Origin of the sequence: Parasutterella secunda (genome assembly GCF_016901835.1) — a bacterium.
GTDB lineage: Bacteria > Pseudomonadota > Gammaproteobacteria > Burkholderiales > Burkholderiaceae_F > Aphodousia > Aphodousia faecavium.
The window spans coordinates 138,828-157,635 of sequence record NZ_JACJKX010000001.1; the positions used below are offsets into that span (position 1 = coordinate 138,828).

An 18,808-nucleotide genomic window follows, 5' to 3' on the forward strand; every position below is an offset into this window, starting at 1 on the left:
GTTAAATTTTTTCTTCCGTGCTGGTGTCGGCTTCGGGATCAATCACTCCCAACCAGTCTTTAAACGATTTTATGGTTTTATTCTGACCGTGAGCATACTCGACTGTATTGGCCAGAACATTTTGTACGTAGTTTCGAGTTTCCGTAAAGGGAATGGTTTCGATGAAAACTGCGGCTTCGGTTACGTTCGGCAGTGAGCGCTGCCAGCGGCTTGCTCGATTAGGACCGGCGTTATAGCCCGCTGTGGCAAGAATAATATTGTTATCTAAACGATCCAATAATGAGCGCAAATAGGTGGTGCCGAAATAGATATTGGTATCAATTTCGTAAATATCTTCGGATTTAAAGTTTTCGATTCCTAATCCTTTGGCAATCCATTTGGCCGTGGCAGGCATGATTTGCATCAGGCCGTTTGCACCGACATTGGACTGGGCTGCAGCAATAAATCGTGACTCTTGCCTTATCAATCCGAAAACCCAGTCGGTATCAACTTTTGCTTTCTTGGCGTAGGTTTCGATTTCATCCTCAAAGGGGCGAGGATACAAAAGCTCATGTTCAACGGGGTAGTGTTCGGCCACTTTGATAGCGGTATTAATAGCCCGATGCAACAAAGAGTGCTTTTCTCCCCATTGAGAAGCCGCCAGAAGTTGTGCTGGATTCATTGTGCGTATTGCCCATTGCCACTCGAGGTTGCCCTCGTAGAACATCCCCACGTCATAGAAGGCTTTGGCTCTTAGCAAACCGGGGTTATTTCCCATTGCTTCAATGGCTTCGGGCGTGGCTTCGACAGTTTCGTTTCCTGAGTAATAAAAAGATTGACCGAGTGCTTCGTGGGCAAGCTTACCGTAAAAAGTGCGGACAGAGCGCAGCTGCTGCCAATAGGTTTGGGCTGATTCTTTTTGTCCGATCTGGGTAAGCGCACGCCCCCGCCAGTAAGTCCAGTTGTCTTGTTTGGCGAGCGAAGCCGGCATCGAGGCAATGTATCGGTTCAGAGTTTTCCATTGTTGTGCTCTTAACGCGGCTCGAGCGCGCCACTCCAGGCAGTCATTAGGAAGTGCGCTGTAGGGGCCCGTGCAAACCGTTGGACCACCTTTTTCAAACCACTTGAGTGCCTTGGGATCGTGTCCGATGGCGGCTACGTAACCTAATCGTCCCCAAAGAGCACTTTTTTCCTGTTTGTTTAATTTTCCTTGTAGAGAATCAGCTGTTTTAACGGCCCAATCAAAATGTACAGAGGTCAGACGGTAGGCAGCAATAATGCGCACATGCTTATTTTGCTTCGATAACTTATTGCGGTTGATACGGTACCATCGGCTCGGATTGTTAAAAGCCAGGCGAGCGGCTTGCGCCGGTAAACGTTTTTTCTTAATAAGGGTATTGAGAACCTGTTTACCCTCAGAAATTCGACCTTGCTGAATCAATATAACCAGGCGTGTAAAGGCTGTGGACGGAACTTTGTTGATAAGAATATCCGAGACTTTTCTGCAAACAGCATTGCCTTTGTAACGCGGAGAGTTGATAAGGGTCAGAGCGTCGTGGGCAACCGTTTTGGAAATATTTTTTTGGTTGCGAAAACGGTGGAAAAGATCCCAACACATAATGCTGGGCTCCGAGTGGTTCCATTGCAATTGAGAACGAGCCGATTTAAAGCGTGTCCATTGTCGGTTTTGATCCCAGTAGGGGGCCATGATCAAAATCCTATCGGTTTTGACCCGCTCGGCAATGTAATCGTTTTTATGCTGCTCAATAAAACGCTGAAGTTCTTTTTGCAGTTGGTTATTTTGAGGTTCGCTTCTGACTTGAGCAAGTAAGGACCAGGCTTGAACGTAGTCTTTGAGCGGATAATTCTCCTCAAAATATTGTTGAGGTTTTTCAAAGAGATGAATCTTTTGTTTTTCAAATGCTTCTCGGAAAAAAAGAAGCTTCGCTTTGTCATCGTCTCCTGCTAAAAATTCAATCACCTCAGCGTTATTTTGCGGTTGTGAGGACTTGAGAATTTTAGTGGTGTTAAAGGAGGTTGCCGCTAAGGTTGAGGGGGCAAGCGTACACAAAAAGACTGCTCCCAACACACACATTGAAAGCTTGACCGATTTCAGGAAACGAGAAGAAATTGATTTAGACTGCATATCTCGTACTTTAATTGAAAAAACAGTCACTGCGCCATGTCAGAAAAATCTTTTTTCAGAAAAGCGTGTCTTCAGAAACGAATGGGTATGAATTTGACCGAAATAATCCCTCGGATTGCTGAACATGTTAAAAACTTTTTATTGGAAAATCGGTTCGATTCTGTAGGACTGTATTACCCGATTCGCAATGAAATCGACTTGCGTTCGGTTCTGATGGATCTGAAAGAAAAGGGGATTGTTCGGACTCTTGCTCTGCCGCGGATAAAAGACTCAGAGATGCAATTTGTTGCCTGGGAATCAAGTGATCGTCTTCAAAGAGATGAGGCGGGAGTGCCTGCACCGGTTTGTGGGCTCACCGTTAAACCGCAATGCCTTTTAGTTCCCTGCCTATCTATTGATGCTCAGGGATTTCGCCTGGGATATGGCGGAGGATGGTATGACCGGTATTTGTCGAGCACCGAAATTAAGCTCACGATCGGTGTCTTACCTCAGTCGCTAGTGGTAGAGGTTCTCCCTCACGAACATTACGATCAACCCTTGAGTGCTTGGGTATGCGAAAGCGGCTTTACCTGGGTAGGTAAAGCCGCAGAGAATGTCAGAATAACAAAGGATTAATAGCGATAGGCATCGCTCTTATAGGGCCCTTCCTTGGGTACGCCAATATAAGCAGCCTGCTCATCGGTGAGTTCTGACAGTTGTGCATTAAAGTTCTTCAATTGAAGGCGTGCAACCTTTTCATCGAGAATCTTCGGTAACACATAGACACCGACAGGATATTTATCCGTGTTGTTGAAGAGTTCAATTTGGGCCAGTGTCTGGTTCGCAAAAGAGCTCGACATAACGTAGCTCGGATGGCCCGTGGCACAGCCTAAATTGACCAAGCGACCTTCTGCGAGCAGGATGATCTTGTTACCGGAGGGTAAAACAATATGGTCGACCTGCGGTTTAATATTTTCCCACTTGTACTGACGCATGCTCGCGACATCAATTTCACTGTCAAAGTGTCCGATGTTGCAGACGATGGCTTCGTTTTTCATGCGGATCATATGATCGTGAGTGATCACATTGATGTTACCCGTCGCCGTTACGAAAATGTCGGCTTTATCGGCAGCCCAATCCATACGAACCACGCGATAGCCTTCCATGGCAGCCTGCAAGGCACAAATGGGGTCAACTTCTACCACCCAAACTTGAGCGGCCAAGGCGCGCAAGGCTTGAGCGCATCCCTTGCCCACGTCGCCGTATCCGACAACCACCGCAACCTTACCGGCAATCATGACGTCGGTGGCTCGCTTAATTCCATCGACTAAGGATTCACGGCAACCGTAAAGATTGTCAAATTTTGACTTGGTGACCGAATCATTGACATTCATGGCGGGGAAGCGAAGTGTGCCTTTGGCTGCCATTTGGTAGAGGCGGTGCACACCCGTAGTGGTTTCTTCGCTTACGCCCTTGATATGAACGATACGCTTGGAGTACCAGTGCGGATCTTCCTTGAGGTGGCGGTCAATGGCAGCAAAAAGTGCTTTTTCTTCATCGCTTCTCGGATGCTCGATAACGCTGTGGTCCTCTTCAGCTTGTGCGCCAAGGTGTAAAAGAAGCGTGGCATCGCCTCCGTCATCCAAAATCATGTTGGAATAACCGCCGTCATCCCACTCCATGATCTTGTGCGTGTATTCCCAATAATCGGTAACAGTTTCGCCCTTAACGGCAAAAACCGGAATACCTTCAGCAACAATGGCCGCAGCTGCGTGATCCTGAGTAGAGAAGATGTTGCAGCTGGCCCAACGGACTTGAGCCCCTAAAGCAACGAGCGTTTCAATCAGAACCGCAGTCTGAATGGTCATGTGCAGGGAACCGGAAATTCGAGCACCTTTCAACGGTTGAGAGTGGGCATACTCTTCTCTAATAGCCATGAGACCCGGCATTTCGGTTTCTGCAATTTGAATTTCTTTTCTGCCCCAATCGGCCAGTCCGATGTCGGCAATGATATAAGGCGTACTCATCAAAAAGTCTCCTTCAAAATGAATTAATTTTTAGGTGAGCGCCGTTATGATTTATCTCAAGCCTGGGAGCAACCGTAACCGGTCGTCTCGCAGCGCTCCTTGAGAAAAACTTTTTTCAGTGAGAGGCTTTCTTTCGTTTTTCCTCTTCTGCGATTCTCAATGTGTTCAAAGCCTCTTCAACATCTTCTCGTGTCACACCGGGGCAAAGTTGAACACATTGCACGGATAAAGTCTCTTCATCCTTGATTAAAGCCATGACAGAAGAGTCGCTGCACAAGCCGTTGCATTTCAGTTTGGAGACGACTTGACCGCAGTCTCTGCCGCTATCAAAAGCTACGCTTTGCAGCAGTTCTTTTCCGGAGCCGCTTGTCAATTTGAAATAGAACTTTCCATCTTTTTCGCGGTATTGCTTAAAGATCGGAAGAGAAACTTTTTTCTTCTCTTCAGTGACTCGTTTCATTTCGCTGAAATGGGCGAAGTTTCTCAAGCCGACAGCTTGGCGAATCTTTTGCGTGAAGGGGATCGCAATTTCTCTGGCCTTACGAGCACCTTCTTGCAGGATTTCCTCAATTTGTTCCGGATGCTTCATCAATTCTTCGTACTTGGTGCGCATCGGTCCGATTTCAGCTTCGATTTTCTCAAAGAGCTCTTGCTTGGCTTCTCCCCAACCTAAGCCTTCTTGCAGGCGTTTGCAGAAAGCGGCGTATTCTTTCGGTGTCGAGAAGGCTTCATAAATAGACGTCAAAGAGGTGGAGGCAGGATCTTTAGGTTCGCCCGGCAGTTTCGAGTCTGTTTTAATTCCGGCAATGGCCTCTTTAAGAGCTTTGCTGCCGCCTTCAAAAAGCGGAATAACATTGTTGTAGCTCTTACTCATCTTGCGGCCATCCAGACCGGGCAAGACCTCATGCGTTTCATCGACAATGGCTTCCGGCATGACAAAGAAAGGCTTGTCTTCGGTTGCATACAGGTAATTAAAGCGTGTGGCCACGTCGCGAGCCATTTCCAAGTGTTGGATTTGATCCTTGCCGACGGGAACCTTATGAGCATTAAACATGAGGATGTCAGCCGCCATCAAAATGGGGTAGCTGTACAAACCCATAGAGATACCGGCATCGGGATCGTCTGCGTTTTCCACGTTTGCTTCCAGTGCGGCTTTGTAGGCATGAGCACGGTTCATTTGACCTTTAGCCGTCACACAGGTGAGCATCCAGCTTAAAAGAGGAATTTCAGGAATGTCACTTTGACGATAGAAAATGACGTGCGTGGGATCAAGTCCGGCAGCCAACCAAGTGGCAGCAATTTGAAGGCGTGAGCGTTCAATGCGATCAGGGTCTTGGCACTTGATGAGAGCGTGAAGGTCAGCCAAGAAGAAAAAGCTTTGAACGTCCTTTTTATGACTGGCTTGAATAGCAGGACGAATCGCACCGACGTAGTTGCCGATGTGAAGCGTTCCCGTTGTGTTGATGCCGGTTAATACACGAATAGTCATTTTTACCCCAAATAAATGGAAACCGAAAATCTCTAGATTGTATGGCTCTGATTTGGAAAGGTCAAAATGCGAGTGTATTCATAGCCGAAAGAAGGATTTGAGCTAGGGAAGAGAAGCGTTAAACTGAGAGAACCCGAATAAGGAGTTGGATATGTCTGAAAACAAAATGCTTCAAATAGCGATGAATCGCTATACCACCAAACACTATAGCGGCAAGCAAATTCCTCGTGAGCAGTTCAATGAGTTACTTGAAATTTTGAGATTGACCCCTTCGTCCGTGAATGCTCAGGCGTGGAAATTTATCGTTGCCAGTACGCAGGAAGCAAAAGATAAACTCATGGAGGGCTTCCTTGACTTCAATAGAGAACGCGTGAGTAAAGCCAGTGACATTATCGTTTTTGCCGTGCCTGAAAAGATCACGGAAGAACATTTGCAAAAAGTGCTCGATAAGGAAATTGTCGACGGTCGATATGCGAAACAAGACGTGATCGAGGGGTTGGATGCAGGACGCAGACATTTTGTTGGTCTGCACAGTCATACGGTAAGTGACACATTGGCTTGGGAAACGGCTCAGGCTTATATTGCTCTTGGTTTTGTTCTTTTTGCTGCAGCGGGTATGGGTATTGATTCAACCGCTTTAGAAGGGGTTGATTATGACAAACTTGATGATATTTTGGGTTTGCGCTCCCGTGGACTCAGAAGTGTAGTCGCCGTCAGTCTCGGCTACAGAGCGGCAGACGACAGTAACGCCGCAAGACCGAAATCGCGTTTATCAAAAGAAGATTTGTTTGAAGAGTTTCGCTGATAAGACAATGCCTCGTTTGGGGAAGTCCGAAACGAGGCATTAATTATTACAAAAGCTGTCAATGATTAGAAAGCATCTGCTTTCAACAGTTCAGCCTTATCCGTGCGTTCCCAAGTAAATTCAGGTTCTTCGCGGCCGAAATGTCCGTAGGCGGCGGTCTTGGAATAGATCGGCCGCAACATATCCAACATTTGAATGATGCCGCGGGGACGCAGGTCAAAATGACGGCGAACCAATTCAGCGATTTTTTCATCGGCAATCTTGCCGGTACCGAACGTGCGAACGGTCACATTGATCGGTTGAGCCACGCCAATGGCGTAAGAGACCTGAACCTGGCAACGGGAAGCCAAGCCTGCGGCCACAATGTTCTTGGCGACATAGCGGCAGGCATAGGCGGCCGAGCGGTCAACCTTGGACGGGTCCTTACCGGAGAAAGCACCGCCGCCGTGCGGGCAAGCGCCGCCGTACGTGTCGACAATGATCTTACGTCCGGTTAAACCGCAGTCACCTTGCGGGCCACCGACCACAAAGCGTCCCGTCGGGTTGATCAGATAGCGGGTATTTTTGAGCCATTCAGGCGGCAAAACCGGTTTGATGATGTGTTCAATAACGGCCTCAATGAATTCGGGCTTCATTTTATTGCCGTCACTCATGCGCGGATGATGCTGCGTGGACAAAACCACGGTATCGATCGCGACGGGTTTACCATTTTCATAACGCAAGGTGACTTGGCTCTTTGCGTCAGGACGCAGAAAGTCCAACGTGCCGTTACGTCTGACGATGGATTGTTGTTGCATCAAACGATGGGCGTAGTAGATGGCTGCCGGCATTAATGTCGGTGTTTCATCGCAGGCGTAACCGAACATCAGACCTTGGTCGCCGGCACCTTGTTCAAGGTAATCATCGCTTGCACGGTCAACGCCCTGAGCAATGTCGTTTGATTGCTTGTCATAGCCGACCAAAACGGAGCAACCCTTATGGTCAATGCCGTATTCGGAATTGTCGTAACCGATGCGCTTTAAAGTTTCGCGGGCAATGTCAATGTAGTCGACATTGGCCTGAGTGGTGATTTCGCCGGCCAGTACCACTAAACCCGTATTGCAAAGTGTCTCAGCAGCCACTCGGCTATAGGGGTCCTGAGCCAAAATGGCATCAAGAATGGCGTCGGAAATTTGGTCTGCAACTTTATCCGGATGGCCTTCAGAGACCGATTCGGAAGTAAATAAGTAAGAATCCATGGTGCTACATTCCTTTTGAAGTGAGATCCTGTGGAACGAGCGTCCACCGCGAAAAGATCCGGAATGCGGCTGACGCTTTAGCGGAATTTATGACACGCCCCGCAAGTTGTCCTTAACTCGGCGTGATCCGAAATGCTACTCTCACTGTCGGAAAAATCAAGTCCGTTTCTTGAAAAGTTTGGCAAAATCACTGTCATGGAATTTTTAATTTATTTAATTTCTCGGTTACCGTTAAATTTTCTGCGGTCCGTCGGCCGTTGCATCGGGGCGATGATCTATCGTTTTGATCGCCGATACCGGGAAGAAATCAATCGTAATCTCACCCGTGCCGGCATCTATTCTGCCGACATGGCGCATGCGGTTGCGCGCGAACAGGGCGCTCAGGCAGTCGAAGCCCCTTGGGTTTGGGGAAGAAGCCGCGAGGAAGTCCTCGCGCGATGCCGTATTGATGAGAGCTCAATGCTGCTATTGCAAGAAGCGCTCGGTAGCGGTCGGCCGATTGTTTTTTTAACTCCTCATCTCGGTTGTTATGAAGTCGGTCCCATGATGGTGGCTCAGCACTGGCTTAAAGGCACTGACAGGCAGATTGCCATACTGTATAGGGTCCCCAGAAAAAGTTACTTACGTCATATCGTCGGTCAGGGGCGGGCATCAGAAAATATTGTGCCTGCAAGCGCCGATCTTAAGGGCGTTCGTCAAATTCTTAGAATTATGAAGTCGGGAGGAATCGCCGGGATTTTGCCCGATCAGGTTCCTTCCCATGGAGAAGGCGTTTGGGTACCTCTTTTTGGTGAAAAAGCCTACACGATGACCTTTCCCTTGAAGCTTGCCAAACAATTCAAAGCACAGATTATTATGGCTCGTATGCAAAGGGATGAGGCCGGCTGGTGCATGCATGCTGAGAATTGGACTTATCAACTGAGCGGAGATGAACACCGGGATGCCGCGGCGATGAATACTTTGATTGAAAGAACGATTTTGCAGTGTCCGCAGCAGTATTTATGGTCCTACAAACGTTATAAATGCCCCCGTGGTGTAAAACGTGAGCAATGAGAAAAAGATGCAATCGGTACTGAATTTTTTTTCCTATATTTGGCTTGCTGTCGTTGACATGATGGTCAATTGGTCGCCTGCTGCAAGAAATCGTGCGGCTGGAATGGTTGCCTGGCTTTTTTGGCATATTGTGCCCAAAAGACGAAAGGTGGCGTTGACCAATTTGAAATTATGTTTTCCCCAATGGGATGACGAAAAAAGAGAGCAGGTGGCCAAACGCTGCTTTTTCCGTTTGGCACGAGCGGCATTGGATCATAGTGTGTTGTGGAAAGGCAGCGCTGAGCAGGTTCGCAATTTTGTGAGCTTTGATGAAGGGGTCATTGAAAGAATCGTCAATACGGACAATCGCCCCTTGATTGTTATTGCCCCTCATTTTGCCGGCTTGGATGCCAGCGGTATCGGTCTGAATCTTTATGTCCGAGGGGTTTCACTTTACCAGCGACAAAGTAATCCTGTTTGGGATAAAGCAGCATTTGATGGCAGAAAACGCTTCAGTGATCCGATTCTTATTGCCAAGGGAACACACCACGACCTTCGTCCGATAATTCGGGCAATGAGACAAGGCCTTCCCTTTTATTATTTGCCGGACATGGACCACGGTAGACGAAACAGCATCTTTGTTCCGTTTTTCGGAGTTGATGCGGCGACTCTGCCGATGGCTTCGCGCCTGGCTAAGCTCACCAACGCTAAGGTTATTATGCTGATGGCGGAAATGACCGATGACGGTTACCAGGTCCATGCTACCGATCTCTGGGAAAATTTCCCGACAGACGATTATGAGGCAGATACGCTTCGTGTAACGCAAGAATTGGAAAAATGGATTCGTAAGTATCCCGATCAGTATATGTGGACGCACAGACGTTTTAAAACGCGACCTGAAGGCGCTCCCTCTTTGTACGAGTAGAGAAAATCATGACGGATTTAATTTTGAAAAAAGGCAAGGAACGTTCGCTTCTGCGACGTCATCCTTGGGTTTATGACACGGCGGTTCAAAAGTTGAGCGGTAAAGCCAAAAGCGGTGATACCGTTCGAATCGTTTCTCATGACGGTCGTTTTCTGGCCTGGGCTGCTTATTCCAAAGATTCTGCCCTGAGAGCGAGGTGTTGGTCTTTTGATGAAAATGATCACATCAATGAGGCTTGGATCAAAGAAAAGATACAAAAAGCGCTCAAGGCAAGAGAACCCTTGTTTGCACGGACAAGCGCGGTTCGTGTGATTTTCGGTGAAGCCGATCAATTGCCGGGGTTGGTAGTGGATCGCTACGGCGACTGGTTTGTGACTCAGTTTCAAGCCGCAGGGGTCGAGGCTTTCAGGGACACTATTGCGGATATTTTGATGACCGTTCCCGGAATCCGAGGCGTTTTTGATCGTTCAGATGCCGCTACCCGGCATCGTGAAGGTTTAGAGCTGAGGGTGGAACTTTTGCGCGGTGAAGAGCCGCCCCAGGAAATTGAAGTCATTGAAGACGGCGTTCGCTATGGGGTCGATGTTCGCGTGGGACACAAGACCGGTTTTTATATTGACCAAAGAGAAAACCGCCTTCTTGCTCAACGCTTGGCCAAAGAGTTTAAGCAAAGAACCGGTCGAGGGATGAGGGCCTTAAATTGCTTCTGTTACACAGGCGGCTTTTCACTTGCATTGCTTGCTGGCGGAGCCGATCAAGTGATTTCTGTTGATTCGTCGGCAGAAGCGCTTGCCATGGCTGCAAGAAATGCCCAACGCAATGGTTTTGATGAAAAGAGGACCCAATGGGTTCAGGCCGATGTTTTTGAATATTTGAGACAAGCTCGCGAGGCCGGCGAAACATTTGACTTGGTGATTTTGGATCCACCGAAATTTGCTTCCAGTCACCGTCATATTGAACGCGCAGCCCGTGCCTACAAGGATATCAATCTGAACGGCTTACGTTTGGTTGCTCCGGGCGGTGATCTGCTGACGTTCTCGTGCTCGGGAGCTATGGATGTGGACTTATTCCAAAAAGTGATTGCCGGCGCTGTGATTGATTCCAAGCGGGAAGCTTGGATGATTGCTCGTCTTGGGGCCGGGGCCGATCACCCGTTGATGATGACCTGCCCTGAAGGGGAATATCTGAAAGGACTACAATTAGCCCTTCGTTAAGAGAAGCGACCGTTAGCCGCCGAAAATAATGCTGGAAAGAGGCTGAAAATGGAAGTTATGGATATGATTCCTCAAATTCCCGTGACAATTCTTACGGGTTTTTTGGGGGCTGGAAAAACAACGCTGTTAAACAGAATTCTGCGGGAAGATCACGGCCACAAAATTGCAGTGATCGAAAATGAATTCGGTGAAGAAGACGTCGATAGTACGCTTTTGGTGCAAACCAATAAAGAACAGATTGTGCAAATGAGTAACGGCTGCATCTGCTGTACGATTCGTGGCGATTTATCTCGAGTCCTGACCGACTTGAGACATCGCCGGGAGCGTGGAGAAATCCAATTTGACCGAGTCATGATTGAAACGACCGGTGTAGCCAATCCCGGACCGGTTGCTCAAACATTTTTTATGGATGATGCAGTAGCTGCCTTTTATCGCCTGGACGGTGTCATTACGGTTGTTGATGCCAAACATGGTAATGAAACATTGGACAAAGAGCTCGAAGCGCAGGCTCAGGTAGGCTTTGCAGACAGAATCTTTTTAACAAAAACGGATTTGGTTACACCGCAGGAAGTTGATGCGATCCGAGCCCGACTTCGTGCAATGAATCCTCGTGCGCCGATCAAACAAGCTCATATGGGAGAGGTGGCGATCGATGAGGTGTTGGATATCGAAGGATTTAATCTGAATACGGTTTTGGATATTGACCCGGAATTTTTGGTTGATACCGGTCACCACCATCATCACGGTGATGAAATCGGCTCCTTTGTGTTTACCTCTTACACCCCCTTTGATCCTTTCCGCCTGGAACGTTTTTGGGGAACCATTACTCAGGTTTACGGACCGGATCTCTTGCGCTACAAGGGAGTACTCTATTTGGAAGGAACGGACCATAAAATGATTACCCAAGGGGTTCATATGCTTGTAGCGGCTGATTTAGGGCCGAAGTGGAAGGCCGATGAAAGACCGATGAGTAAAATCGTTTTTATCGGTCGGAATTTGCCCGAACAGGCAATTATTACGGGTCTTGAGACCTGTTTGGTGGATGCACCGTAGGTTTCTGAAAAATTTGACAAATTAGAGGATTTAAGAGACAATTGGCCCTCCTTATCGGGGGGCTTTTCTCTTAGTAACGAAAAAGCCTCTGATAGTTTTTTTTGATGTAACGAAACGTTCTCGGTGAAAGTCGGGGGCGCTTGAAGTAGATATATGGCCACGAAAAAGAAGTTGTTGACAGAGCAGGAATTGCTCGCAATGTCTGAAGATGAATACATGAATGACCGTCAGTTGGCGTTTTTCCGTCACCGTTTGGAAGAAATGGAAAAAGAGTTACGCAGTAATGCCGGTCAGACAACTGAACACTTGCGAGAAACTGCCGTGGTGCCGGATCCTGCCGATCGGGCGACAATCGAAGAAGAGCATGCGTTGGAGTTGCGTACGCGCGACCGCGAACGCAAGCTTTTAAAGAAGGTTCAGGCTGCTATTCAACGCATTGACAACGGAGATTACGGCTGGTGTGAAGAAACGGGAGAACCTATCGGCGTAGCCCGTTTGCTGGCCAGACCGACCGCGACGCTGTCGTTGGAAGCGCAAATGCGCCGAGAAATTCGTCAAAAGATGTACGGCGACTAATAGATTCGTTTAGAGATTTTTCGCCGTCTTGTAAAAGACAGCGAGAGGAAGTGCGGGCGTTTTTTCGCCCGCTTTTCATTTGGAGCTATTGAATCGTGGTCAATAAACTGTGAGCATAGGTCATATGAGAACGACCATGTTGCTCCTGCAGCAGGATGTTTTGAGTTTGTTTTAATTCGTTTTGTACCGATTCGGGAACTCCTGCCATCCCCAGCGGATTAAACCACTCGCCCATGCTCTCCCGAAGCATTGAACCGAGATCAGTATTGGGTTCAATCAAATAAACACACGAAGCGTTTTTATCCAATTTCGCCATGGATCGGGCCAATACGATGGCATCTTCAAAATTTCCGATCTGATCAATGAGTTTGCGATCGAAGGCTTGAGCGCCGGTCCAAACACGACCCTGAGCGACTGTCTGAACTTGCTGGGCAGATAATTTCCTTGCGTGCGCGACCACATTGATAAAGTTCGAATAGGTCCTGGCTACCGACTGCGTAAGAATATTCTCCAGTCGGGGATCCATCGGTTGAGTCAGCCGCTCGGCATTAGCCAACCAGGAAGTGGCTACACTGCCTTGTCCGATTTTTGCCAACTGCAGTGAACCTTCAAAGGTAGGAGCCAAACCGAAAACCCCGATGGAACCCGTGATGGTAGTGGCTGAAGCTAAGACACGAGAGCCGCCCATACTGATCCAAAATCCGCCTGAAGCGGCAATGTCACCCATGCTGATGATGACAGGTTTACGAGCTTTTGTGATTTCCAACTCATGACGGATTAATTCGCTTGCAACTGCAGATCCCCCCGGAGAGTTGACTCGCAGAACCAGGGCACGGATGTTTTTGTCTTCACGGGCCTGTTCAATGAGTGAGACGAGTGTTTCTGCTCCCATGACTCCGGCCTGTGAGGGGCCTTCTTGAATTTCTCCCTCTGCAATAATGACGGCAATTTGTCCGTACTGAGTATTTAACTGTTGACCGTAGTCACTATAGGAAACAAAGTTTAATTTTTTACCTTGTCCAAGCTTATTTTCAATGGTTTTGACCGTTTGGTCGTAGGTGAGTGTGCCATCGATGAGATTGGCGCTTAAAGCAGCACCGGCAAGATCGCCATTAGCTTTTTGCAGGCGAGTCGGCAAGGTTTCGATATATTGATCAATGGATTCCGGCATCAGGCCACGGGAATTCTCAATATCCTGAGCCAAATGTTTCCAAGCGTCGTTGAGCCAGAATCGTTCGCTGCTTAACCATTCGTTCGAGGGTTTATTGGAGGTAAAGCTTTCCGGGAAACTCTTGTAGGCTCCGGCTTTGAAGACATGAACATTAATTCCCAAAGATTTGAGCAGTTCACCGTAGTAGAGACGGTTGGAGGCCAGGCCTTTAACAAAAACCTCTCCCATCGGGTGCATATATATTTCATTGGCGTGGGAAGCCAGAGCATACTGTGTCTGAGTGAAATTCGTTCCCCAGGCCCAAATCGGTTTTCCGCTGGCCTTATAGCGATCCAACGCTTTACCGATTTCCCCGATGGAGGCCAGGCCCACTTTATCGAGTTCATCCAGTCGCAGTAAAACCCCCTCAATCATGGGATCTTTGGCGGCTTGATTTAAGGTGGCTAATAATTCGTGCAGAGATACGCCAGTCGGTGCTGAGGCAATATCGACAGGGAGCACCGGGTCAGAAAGCGGGGCCTCCTTCACAGACCCGCTTAAATCCAAAACCAAAACGGAGTGAGGTTGTACCTGCGGAGTTTTAAAAAATGAATAGCCCGCTACGATCAACGCAACGATAAGCGCCAATTCCAAGACATAGAGAATGGTTTTATTCAGATAATTTAAACAGGCGCCGACAAACCGACAGACTTTCGCAATCCAACGAAAAATAAACAAAGTAACCTCGACTGTTAACCAATAAGAACGGCGTTAATTATAGGGATTTAGAAAAACCGGTCGAGAGCGTTTTCGAGGCGTTTTTTTCTCTTGATACATCACTCGGTGAATGTCTCGAATGTGAGCAACGAAAGCATCCACATAAAGGTTTTGACGAATGACCTCAAGACCGTGATGATGCCAACCCTTACAGAGGACGGTTTGCATGCCGATGCTTTTTGCCACTCTTAAGTTGTCGAGATTGTCATCAATCAGGCAGGCTTGAGACGGTTTGACTCGGTGACTGGTCAACACTTTTCTAAGCATTTGTGCCGAAGGTTTAGGGCGCCACTGATTGAAAACTTTCATGCTTTCGGCCATGTACTGATCTGTAAAACAATCGTTTAAGTGGAGCCGTTGCAAAACTTGATGAGCAAAACTCTCCGGGGCATTAGTAAACAAAATTTTTTGACCCGGCAACGACATAACGGCCTCGCGCATTTTTCCCTGAGTATGGATGCTCGAAGTGTCGACTTTGTGGGTTTGCGTTAAAAAGTCATGAGGATCGATTCCGTGGTGCAACCACAGGCCGTAGTACGTCACGCCGTATCGGCGCCAGTAGGCCTTTCGTAAATCATTGGCTTTTTCGGCAGAAAGCCCCAAAGTACGGACAATGTAAGCATCCATCAGTACATGGATGTCATGGAACATACCGGCCGAGGCCGAATAAAGGGTATCGTCCATGTCAATGAGCCAAAGCTTCGGCTGTCTGATCTTTCCACCGGGAGGATAGTATTTGAAAGTACTCATAGTTAAGAAGGGCGCCGAAAAGTCAGCGCCCGACAAAAGGTTATCGATCTTCAGCAACTCGAATGGCAGTCACCATTCTTTCAGCATCCTCGTCAGATAACCACGGTACCCAACAATTGATCGGGGCGGGTTCCCCGGCGAGTACCGCCAGCATATGACCCAAATCAGTCAGCGATTCAGCTCCCTTGATACCTAAGGCATATTCTGACATTTCCGCAGTCGGCAATTTCAGCGAAATACGGTTGCCGAAATGATCGCGAACCTCTTTCGGTAAAACTCTGGGGTCAGGCCATTGAGTGGCTAGAATCAGGTGGTAGCCTGTACTCCATCCCTTATTGGAAATAGCATCCAGAGCTTCGAGAAGCTTGGCCTTAAAGTCGTCGTCAATCATCCAGACAGCGACTTCGTCGATGATCACGAAGGTCCGCAGCAAGCGTTTCTTAAGTCCCAAAACCTTATTGCATTCCTCGAGCGTTTTAACGCCTAAAGTTTCAAAGAGCTGCTCATGAGCCTTAATCGATTTGGTAATGCCTTCCAAATAGCTCTTGGCCGTTTCAATGTTGGTCTCAACACGCATGCGATGCAGGCCTTTTAAGCTCTCAAAAGCCCAGCCGCCGTTCGGATCAAATACTTTGATCGCAGCCAGGTCAGGCGTATTTGTAATGGCAATATCCAAAATTAAATTTCGAAGAAAAGAGCTTTTGCCACTTCCGGTCATTCCGGTTACAAGCGTGTAGGGGGCATGGGCGGCAAAACCTTCAAAAGCGGACTCAAAATTGAGGTAAAACGGTTTGTCTTTATCGGCAGTACGGCCCAAAACAAAAGAGTAATTGCCACCGTAATCGTTTCGATTGACCTGACGATCACGCCAGACACTCCACATGCTGTCGTTGCCTTCGTCGGAATGTTTTTCTACCAGTGCTTCAATGGCTGCTGAGTAACGGAAACTATTTTTATTGAGCATACTTAGATCCTTTCAAAAACGGATTCTTCTGATTCAATATTAGTCGTTTTTGTGCGTTCAGCAAAAAAGAATTTTTTAATCGGCTTTTTTTAGTGTCACTAGGGTTATTTCGCTTGGAATTCCTAAACGGATGGGAAAGCCGTACCAAAGCCCCGTTCCTCGATTGACATAAAGAAGCATATCGCCGATTTGATAACGGTCTTTGACAAACCCTTTATTGATTAACTGTGCAAGCCAATGCATCCCTAAAATTTGTCCGCCATGCGTGTGCCCGGACAGTTGAAGTGCGATGGGATACTCGGCATATTGACGACTGAACTTGACCTGATGCGACAATAAAATGCAGGTAACTCCCTCATCAATACCCTTCATGGCTTTTTCGATGTCGGGTTCTTCTCGGTGATATCGAACGGCCATGGGATCGGTAATACCGACGATAGCAAGCGGAGCACCGTCAACATTAAGAATTTGATGACTGTTATGTAAAACAGTCATATTCAAAGTCGGGTAGGCCTGCATCCAGGCATCGTAGTCCACGTAATGCTCGTGATTGCCCTCCACGGCAAAAACTCCGTAGGGAGCCTGAAGATTCTTCAGAGGCAAAACATCCTGCAGTCTGGCCTCGGTTTTTCCGTCGACGATATCACCAGTGAGAACAATTAAATCGGGCTTGAGCTGATTGGTTTGGTCAACCACCCGAATCAAGCGCTCTTTATCCAAAAGAGGACTGGCGTGGATGTCAGAGAGTTGAACAATTGTGAAACCGTCAAGCGAAGCAGGTAAATTTTTAACAGGAACGTCAAGTTTATAAAGTGGCGGTTGACTCAAAGCACTGTAACTGCCGAAGGCTGCCAAAAACATAGTGATTGACACCAGACAAACGGCGGTTGTCGTGGGGTGCGGAAGCGTTTTTTTGCGCAGGAGCCGATAAAGCCAAGTGATGACGTCTTTGGCCAAGGTAAAAATAATCAGAAGCAGTTGGGTAGAAAAAAGCCAACTGTAAAGGATGATGCCCAAATGAGGAACCCGGTCATCGTAACCGACGAAAAACGAACGGCAAAAGCCGGGATATTGACTCGCTATAGCAATTAAAACCAGCAGTAATCCTTTGATCACCACGTGTAGGTGAGTCTTTGAAATCAAACTCACGTACACGTAGAGAACAAAAAATAAAGGAATAACGTGAATGAGGACCTGTTGCATGAGAGCCTACTTTTTATCGGTTTGGGTCTTCACCTCAGACTTCTCGTTTTTGGCTGTTTTTTTACCGGTCTCCGATTTTTTCTCAAAACCGGTCACATATTTTTCGCCTTTTAAGATCTTAACGGCCTGTTGAAGCTGGAAGTCCTTTTCGTCGCCGAAGAAATAGCGCAATTCAGGTTGTTTGGCATCGTCGGCCTGTTTTTTACTTTCCTCGCGTTGCTTTTTCTCATAGGCGCGTTTCTCTTCATCATTTTTCAAATGATGAGCGAGATCGGCTTCGCGAATATTAAATGTTGCGTAGTTGCCTTCCGGTGTATCGGCAATTTCAATATCAGGGGTAATGCCTGTTGCCTGAATAGAACGGCCGCTTGGCGTGTAGTAACGAGAGGTCGTTAACTTAATGCCTGTACTCGGTTCCCCTCCGTCAAGAGGTCTTAGTGGCAAAACGGTTTGTACACTGCCTTTACCGAAAGATTGCTGACCGACAATCTTTGCCCGTTTATGATCTTGCAAAGCGCCCGAAACAATTTCACTGGCACTGGCACTGGCTGCATTAATCAGAACAACCATCGGTACCGTTTTGGCGCTTTGCGGTACCTTGGTGACCCAATCCTCTTTGGGGTCCTGATCATGGTTGAGATAATCGGCCTGACGTGTTTTAAAGCTTCGGTTGGATTCCGGGGTACGACCTTTGGTGCTCACCACGGTTTTATCTTTTTCAATAAAGGCAGAGACCACACCGATTGCAGCATTTAATAATCCGCCCGGATCGTTTCTTAAATCCAAGACCAAGCCTTTGAGGTGTTGTTTTTTATCAAGCTCGATTAAGTATTTGGCGAGATCATCGGCCGTATGTTCCTGAAATTGCGAAATTCGGATGTAGGCAATACCGTCGGCGAGCTCTTTCATTTTGACCGACTGTACCTTAATGATGTCTCTCGTAATGGTGATATTCAAGGGCTTATCAACCCCTTTACGTGCAATGACGAGTTTGATTTTTGTTTTGGGTTTACCACGCATCAGTTTGACGTTTTCCGATAACGTCATCGCACGAGTGGCCTGATCATCGATTTTGACGATGATGTCGCCTGCGCGAATCCCTGCTCGGGCTGCAGGCGTATCGTCAATCGGAGCGATAACCAAAACGCCTGAGGCATCCATGGTCACTTCAAGGCCCAGTCCGCCGAATTCTCCCTCTGTTCCTTCTTTCATTTCTTCGAAAGCTTCCTTATCGAGAAACGCCGAGTGAGGATCTAAGCCTGAGAGCATGCCGGCCAAGGCATTTTCCAAAAGTTTGCGATCCTGCGTTTGATTTTCATCGACGTAAAAAGCTTTCACAGCTGCATAGACATCGGTGAATTGACGAATTTCCTGCAGCGGCAAAGGCGATTTCGCTGTTTGTTGCCCGGCTTCGGTTGCAAAAACCGACGGGGCAAAACACAAAGAAATTGCCACAGTTAGAAAAGCTTTACGTAAGGGAGAATGTTTTTTCATAATCGTA

The 18,808-nt window shown here is 47.6% G+C and carries 16 protein-coding genes and 1 riboswitch; of the genes, 7 read left to right on the forward strand and 9 right to left on the reverse strand.

Annotated elements, in window-relative coordinates; genetic code table 11:
* Position 1: 1 nt before the first annotated feature.
* The gene (locus H5985_RS00685; protein WP_205049388.1) at positions 2–2,125 is read right to left on the reverse strand and encodes a lytic transglycosylase domain-containing protein; all 2,124 of its coding nucleotides are present in this window, start codon (positions 2,123–2,125) and stop codon (positions 2–4) included.
* 36 nt (positions 2,126–2,161) lie between these two features.
* On the opposite strand from H5985_RS00685, the gene H5985_RS00690 reads away from it, so the two are divergent.
* Positions 2,162–2,740, forward strand: coding sequence for a 5-formyltetrahydrofolate cyclo-ligase (locus H5985_RS00690; protein WP_205049389.1), 579 nt, complete (start codon positions 2,162–2,164; stop codon positions 2,738–2,740).
* Here the strand turns inward: H5985_RS00690 and ahcY are convergent.
* Positions 2,737–4,131 carry an adenosylhomocysteinase gene (ahcY, locus tag H5985_RS00695; RefSeq protein WP_205049390.1) on the reverse strand — a complete coding sequence of 465 codons (1,395 nt, stop codon included), beginning with the start codon at positions 4,129–4,131 and terminating at the stop codon, positions 2,737–2,739. The genes H5985_RS00690 and ahcY overlap by 4 nt on opposite strands.
* Positions 4,132–4,160: 29 nt before the next feature.
* Positions 4,161–4,238: riboswitch (S-adenosyl-L-homocysteine riboswitch) on the reverse strand.
* 8 nt (positions 4,239–4,246) lie between these two features.
* Positions 4,247–5,620 carry a tryptophan--tRNA ligase gene (locus tag H5985_RS00700; RefSeq protein ID WP_205049391.1) on the reverse strand — a complete coding sequence of 458 codons (1,374 nt, stop codon included), beginning with the start codon at positions 5,618–5,620 and terminating at the stop codon, positions 4,247–4,249.
* Between the two features lie 151 nt (positions 5,621–5,771).
* On the opposite strand from H5985_RS00700, the gene H5985_RS00705 reads away from it, so the two are divergent.
* Positions 5,772–6,425, forward strand: a complete 654-nt coding sequence (locus H5985_RS00705; protein ID WP_205049392.1) for a nitroreductase family protein — start codon at positions 5,772–5,774, stop codon at positions 6,423–6,425.
* A gap of 65 nt (positions 6,426–6,490) precedes the next feature.
* Here the strand turns inward: H5985_RS00705 and metK are convergent, their stop codons facing one another.
* Positions 6,491–7,663, reverse strand: a complete 1,173-nt coding sequence (metK, locus tag H5985_RS00710) for a methionine adenosyltransferase (RefSeq protein WP_205049393.1) — start codon at positions 7,661–7,663, stop codon at positions 6,491–6,493.
* Positions 7,664–7,858: 195 nt separating this feature from the next.
* On the opposite strand from metK, the gene H5985_RS00715 reads away from it, so the two are divergent.
* The 5 genes from H5985_RS00715 to dksA all read left to right on the forward strand — a co-directional run bounded on the left by H5985_RS00715 (position 7,859) and on the right by dksA (position 12,463).
* Entirely contained in the window at positions 7,859–8,716 is an 858-nt protein-coding gene (locus H5985_RS00715) for a lysophospholipid acyltransferase family protein (RefSeq protein WP_205049394.1), read from the forward strand.
* Positions 8,717–8,723: 7 nt separating this feature from the next.
* Positions 8,724–9,620: a lysophospholipid acyltransferase family protein gene (locus H5985_RS00720; protein ID WP_205049395.1), complete on the forward strand. Its 897-nt coding sequence runs from the start codon at positions 8,724–8,726 to the stop codon at positions 9,618–9,620.
* Between the two features lie 8 nt (positions 9,621–9,628).
* Positions 9,629–10,834, forward strand: a complete 1,206-nt coding sequence (locus H5985_RS00725) for a class I SAM-dependent rRNA methyltransferase (RefSeq protein ID WP_205049396.1) — start codon at positions 9,629–9,631, stop codon at positions 10,832–10,834.
* A gap of 48 nt (positions 10,835–10,882) precedes the next feature.
* Complete coding sequence (locus H5985_RS00730; RefSeq protein ID WP_205049397.1) at positions 10,883–11,887, forward strand: CobW family GTP-binding protein; 1,005 nt, start codon at positions 10,883–10,885, stop codon at positions 11,885–11,887.
* Positions 11,888–12,040: 153 nt separating this feature from the next.
* Positions 12,041–12,463: an RNA polymerase-binding protein DksA gene (gene dksA / locus H5985_RS00735; RefSeq protein WP_205049398.1), complete on the forward strand. Its 423-nt coding sequence runs from the start codon at positions 12,041–12,043 to the stop codon at positions 12,461–12,463.
* A gap of 85 nt (positions 12,464–12,548) precedes the next feature.
* Here dksA and sppA read toward each other — a convergent pair whose 3' ends face one another.
* From sppA to H5985_RS00760, 5 genes are all read right to left on the reverse strand, one after another.
* Positions 12,549–14,351, reverse strand: a complete 1,803-nt coding sequence (gene sppA, locus H5985_RS00740) for a signal peptide peptidase SppA (RefSeq protein ID WP_205049399.1) — start codon at positions 14,349–14,351, stop codon at positions 12,549–12,551.
* Between the two features lie 33 nt (positions 14,352–14,384).
* Positions 14,385–15,140 (reverse strand): pyrimidine 5'-nucleotidase, encoded by a 756-nt coding sequence (locus H5985_RS00745; protein ID WP_205049400.1) that lies wholly within the window; start codon positions 15,138–15,140, stop codon positions 14,385–14,387.
* Between the two features lie 40 nt (positions 15,141–15,180).
* Complete coding sequence (locus H5985_RS00750; protein ID WP_205049401.1) at positions 15,181–16,104, reverse strand: FtsK/SpoIIIE domain-containing protein; 924 nt, start codon at positions 16,102–16,104, stop codon at positions 15,181–15,183.
* Positions 16,105–16,179: 75 nt separating this feature from the next.
* Complete coding sequence (locus H5985_RS00755) at positions 16,180–17,307, reverse strand: metallophosphoesterase (RefSeq protein WP_205049402.1); 1,128 nt, start codon at positions 17,305–17,307, stop codon at positions 16,180–16,182.
* 6 nt (positions 17,308–17,313) lie between these two features.
* Positions 17,314–18,801 carry a S41 family peptidase gene (locus H5985_RS00760; RefSeq protein ID WP_205049403.1) on the reverse strand — a complete coding sequence of 496 codons (1,488 nt, stop codon included), beginning with the start codon at positions 18,799–18,801 and terminating at the stop codon, positions 17,314–17,316.
* Positions 18,802–18,808 lie beyond the last annotated feature (7 nt).

Bases quoted from the DNA above. Each gene is read 5' to 3' on its own strand.
- H5985_RS00755 (WP_205049402.1), bottom strand. From the start codon at position 17,307: ATGCAACAGGTCCTCATTCACGTTATTCCTTTATTTTTTGTTCTCTAC.
- H5985_RS00750 (WP_205049401.1), bottom strand. From the start codon at position 16,104: ATGCTCAATAAAAATAGTTTCCGTTACTCAGCAGCCATTGAAGCACTG.
- H5985_RS00715 (WP_205049394.1), top strand. From the start codon at position 7,859: ATGGAATTTTTAATTTATTTAATTTCTCGGTTACCGTTAAATTTTCTG.
- H5985_RS00730 (WP_205049397.1), top strand. From the start codon at position 10,883: ATGGAAGTTATGGATATGATTCCTCAAATTCCCGTGACAATTCTTACG.
- H5985_RS00760 (WP_205049403.1), bottom strand. From the start codon at position 18,801: ATGAAAAAACATTCTCCCTTACGTAAAGCTTTTCTAACTGTGGCAATT.
- H5985_RS00705 (WP_205049392.1), top strand. From the start codon at position 5,772: ATGTCTGAAAACAAAATGCTTCAAATAGCGATGAATCGCTATACCACC.
- H5985_RS00720 (WP_205049395.1), top strand. From the start codon at position 8,724: ATGCAATCGGTACTGAATTTTTTTTCCTATATTTGGCTTGCTGTCGTT.
- H5985_RS00685 (WP_205049388.1), bottom strand. From the start codon at position 2,125: ATGCAGTCTAAATCAATTTCTTCTCGTTTCCTGAAATCGGTCAAGCTT.
- H5985_RS00745 (WP_205049400.1), bottom strand. From the start codon at position 15,140: ATGAGTACTTTCAAATACTATCCTCCCGGTGGAAAGATCAGACAGCCG.
- H5985_RS00700 (WP_205049391.1), bottom strand. From the start codon at position 5,620: ATGACTATTCGTGTATTAACCGGCATCAACACAACGGGAACGCTTCAC.
- H5985_RS00690 (WP_205049389.1), top strand. From the start codon at position 2,162: ATGTCAGAAAAATCTTTTTTCAGAAAAGCGTGTCTTCAGAAACGAATG.
- metK (WP_205049393.1), bottom strand. From the start codon at position 7,663: ATGGATTCTTACTTATTTACTTCCGAATCGGTCTCTGAAGGCCATCCG.
- H5985_RS00725 (WP_205049396.1), top strand. From the start codon at position 9,629: ATGACGGATTTAATTTTGAAAAAAGGCAAGGAACGTTCGCTTCTGCGA.
- dksA (WP_205049398.1), top strand. From the start codon at position 12,041: ATGGCCACGAAAAAGAAGTTGTTGACAGAGCAGGAATTGCTCGCAATG.
- ahcY (WP_205049390.1), bottom strand. From the start codon at position 4,131: ATGAGTACGCCTTATATCATTGCCGACATCGGACTGGCCGATTGGGGC.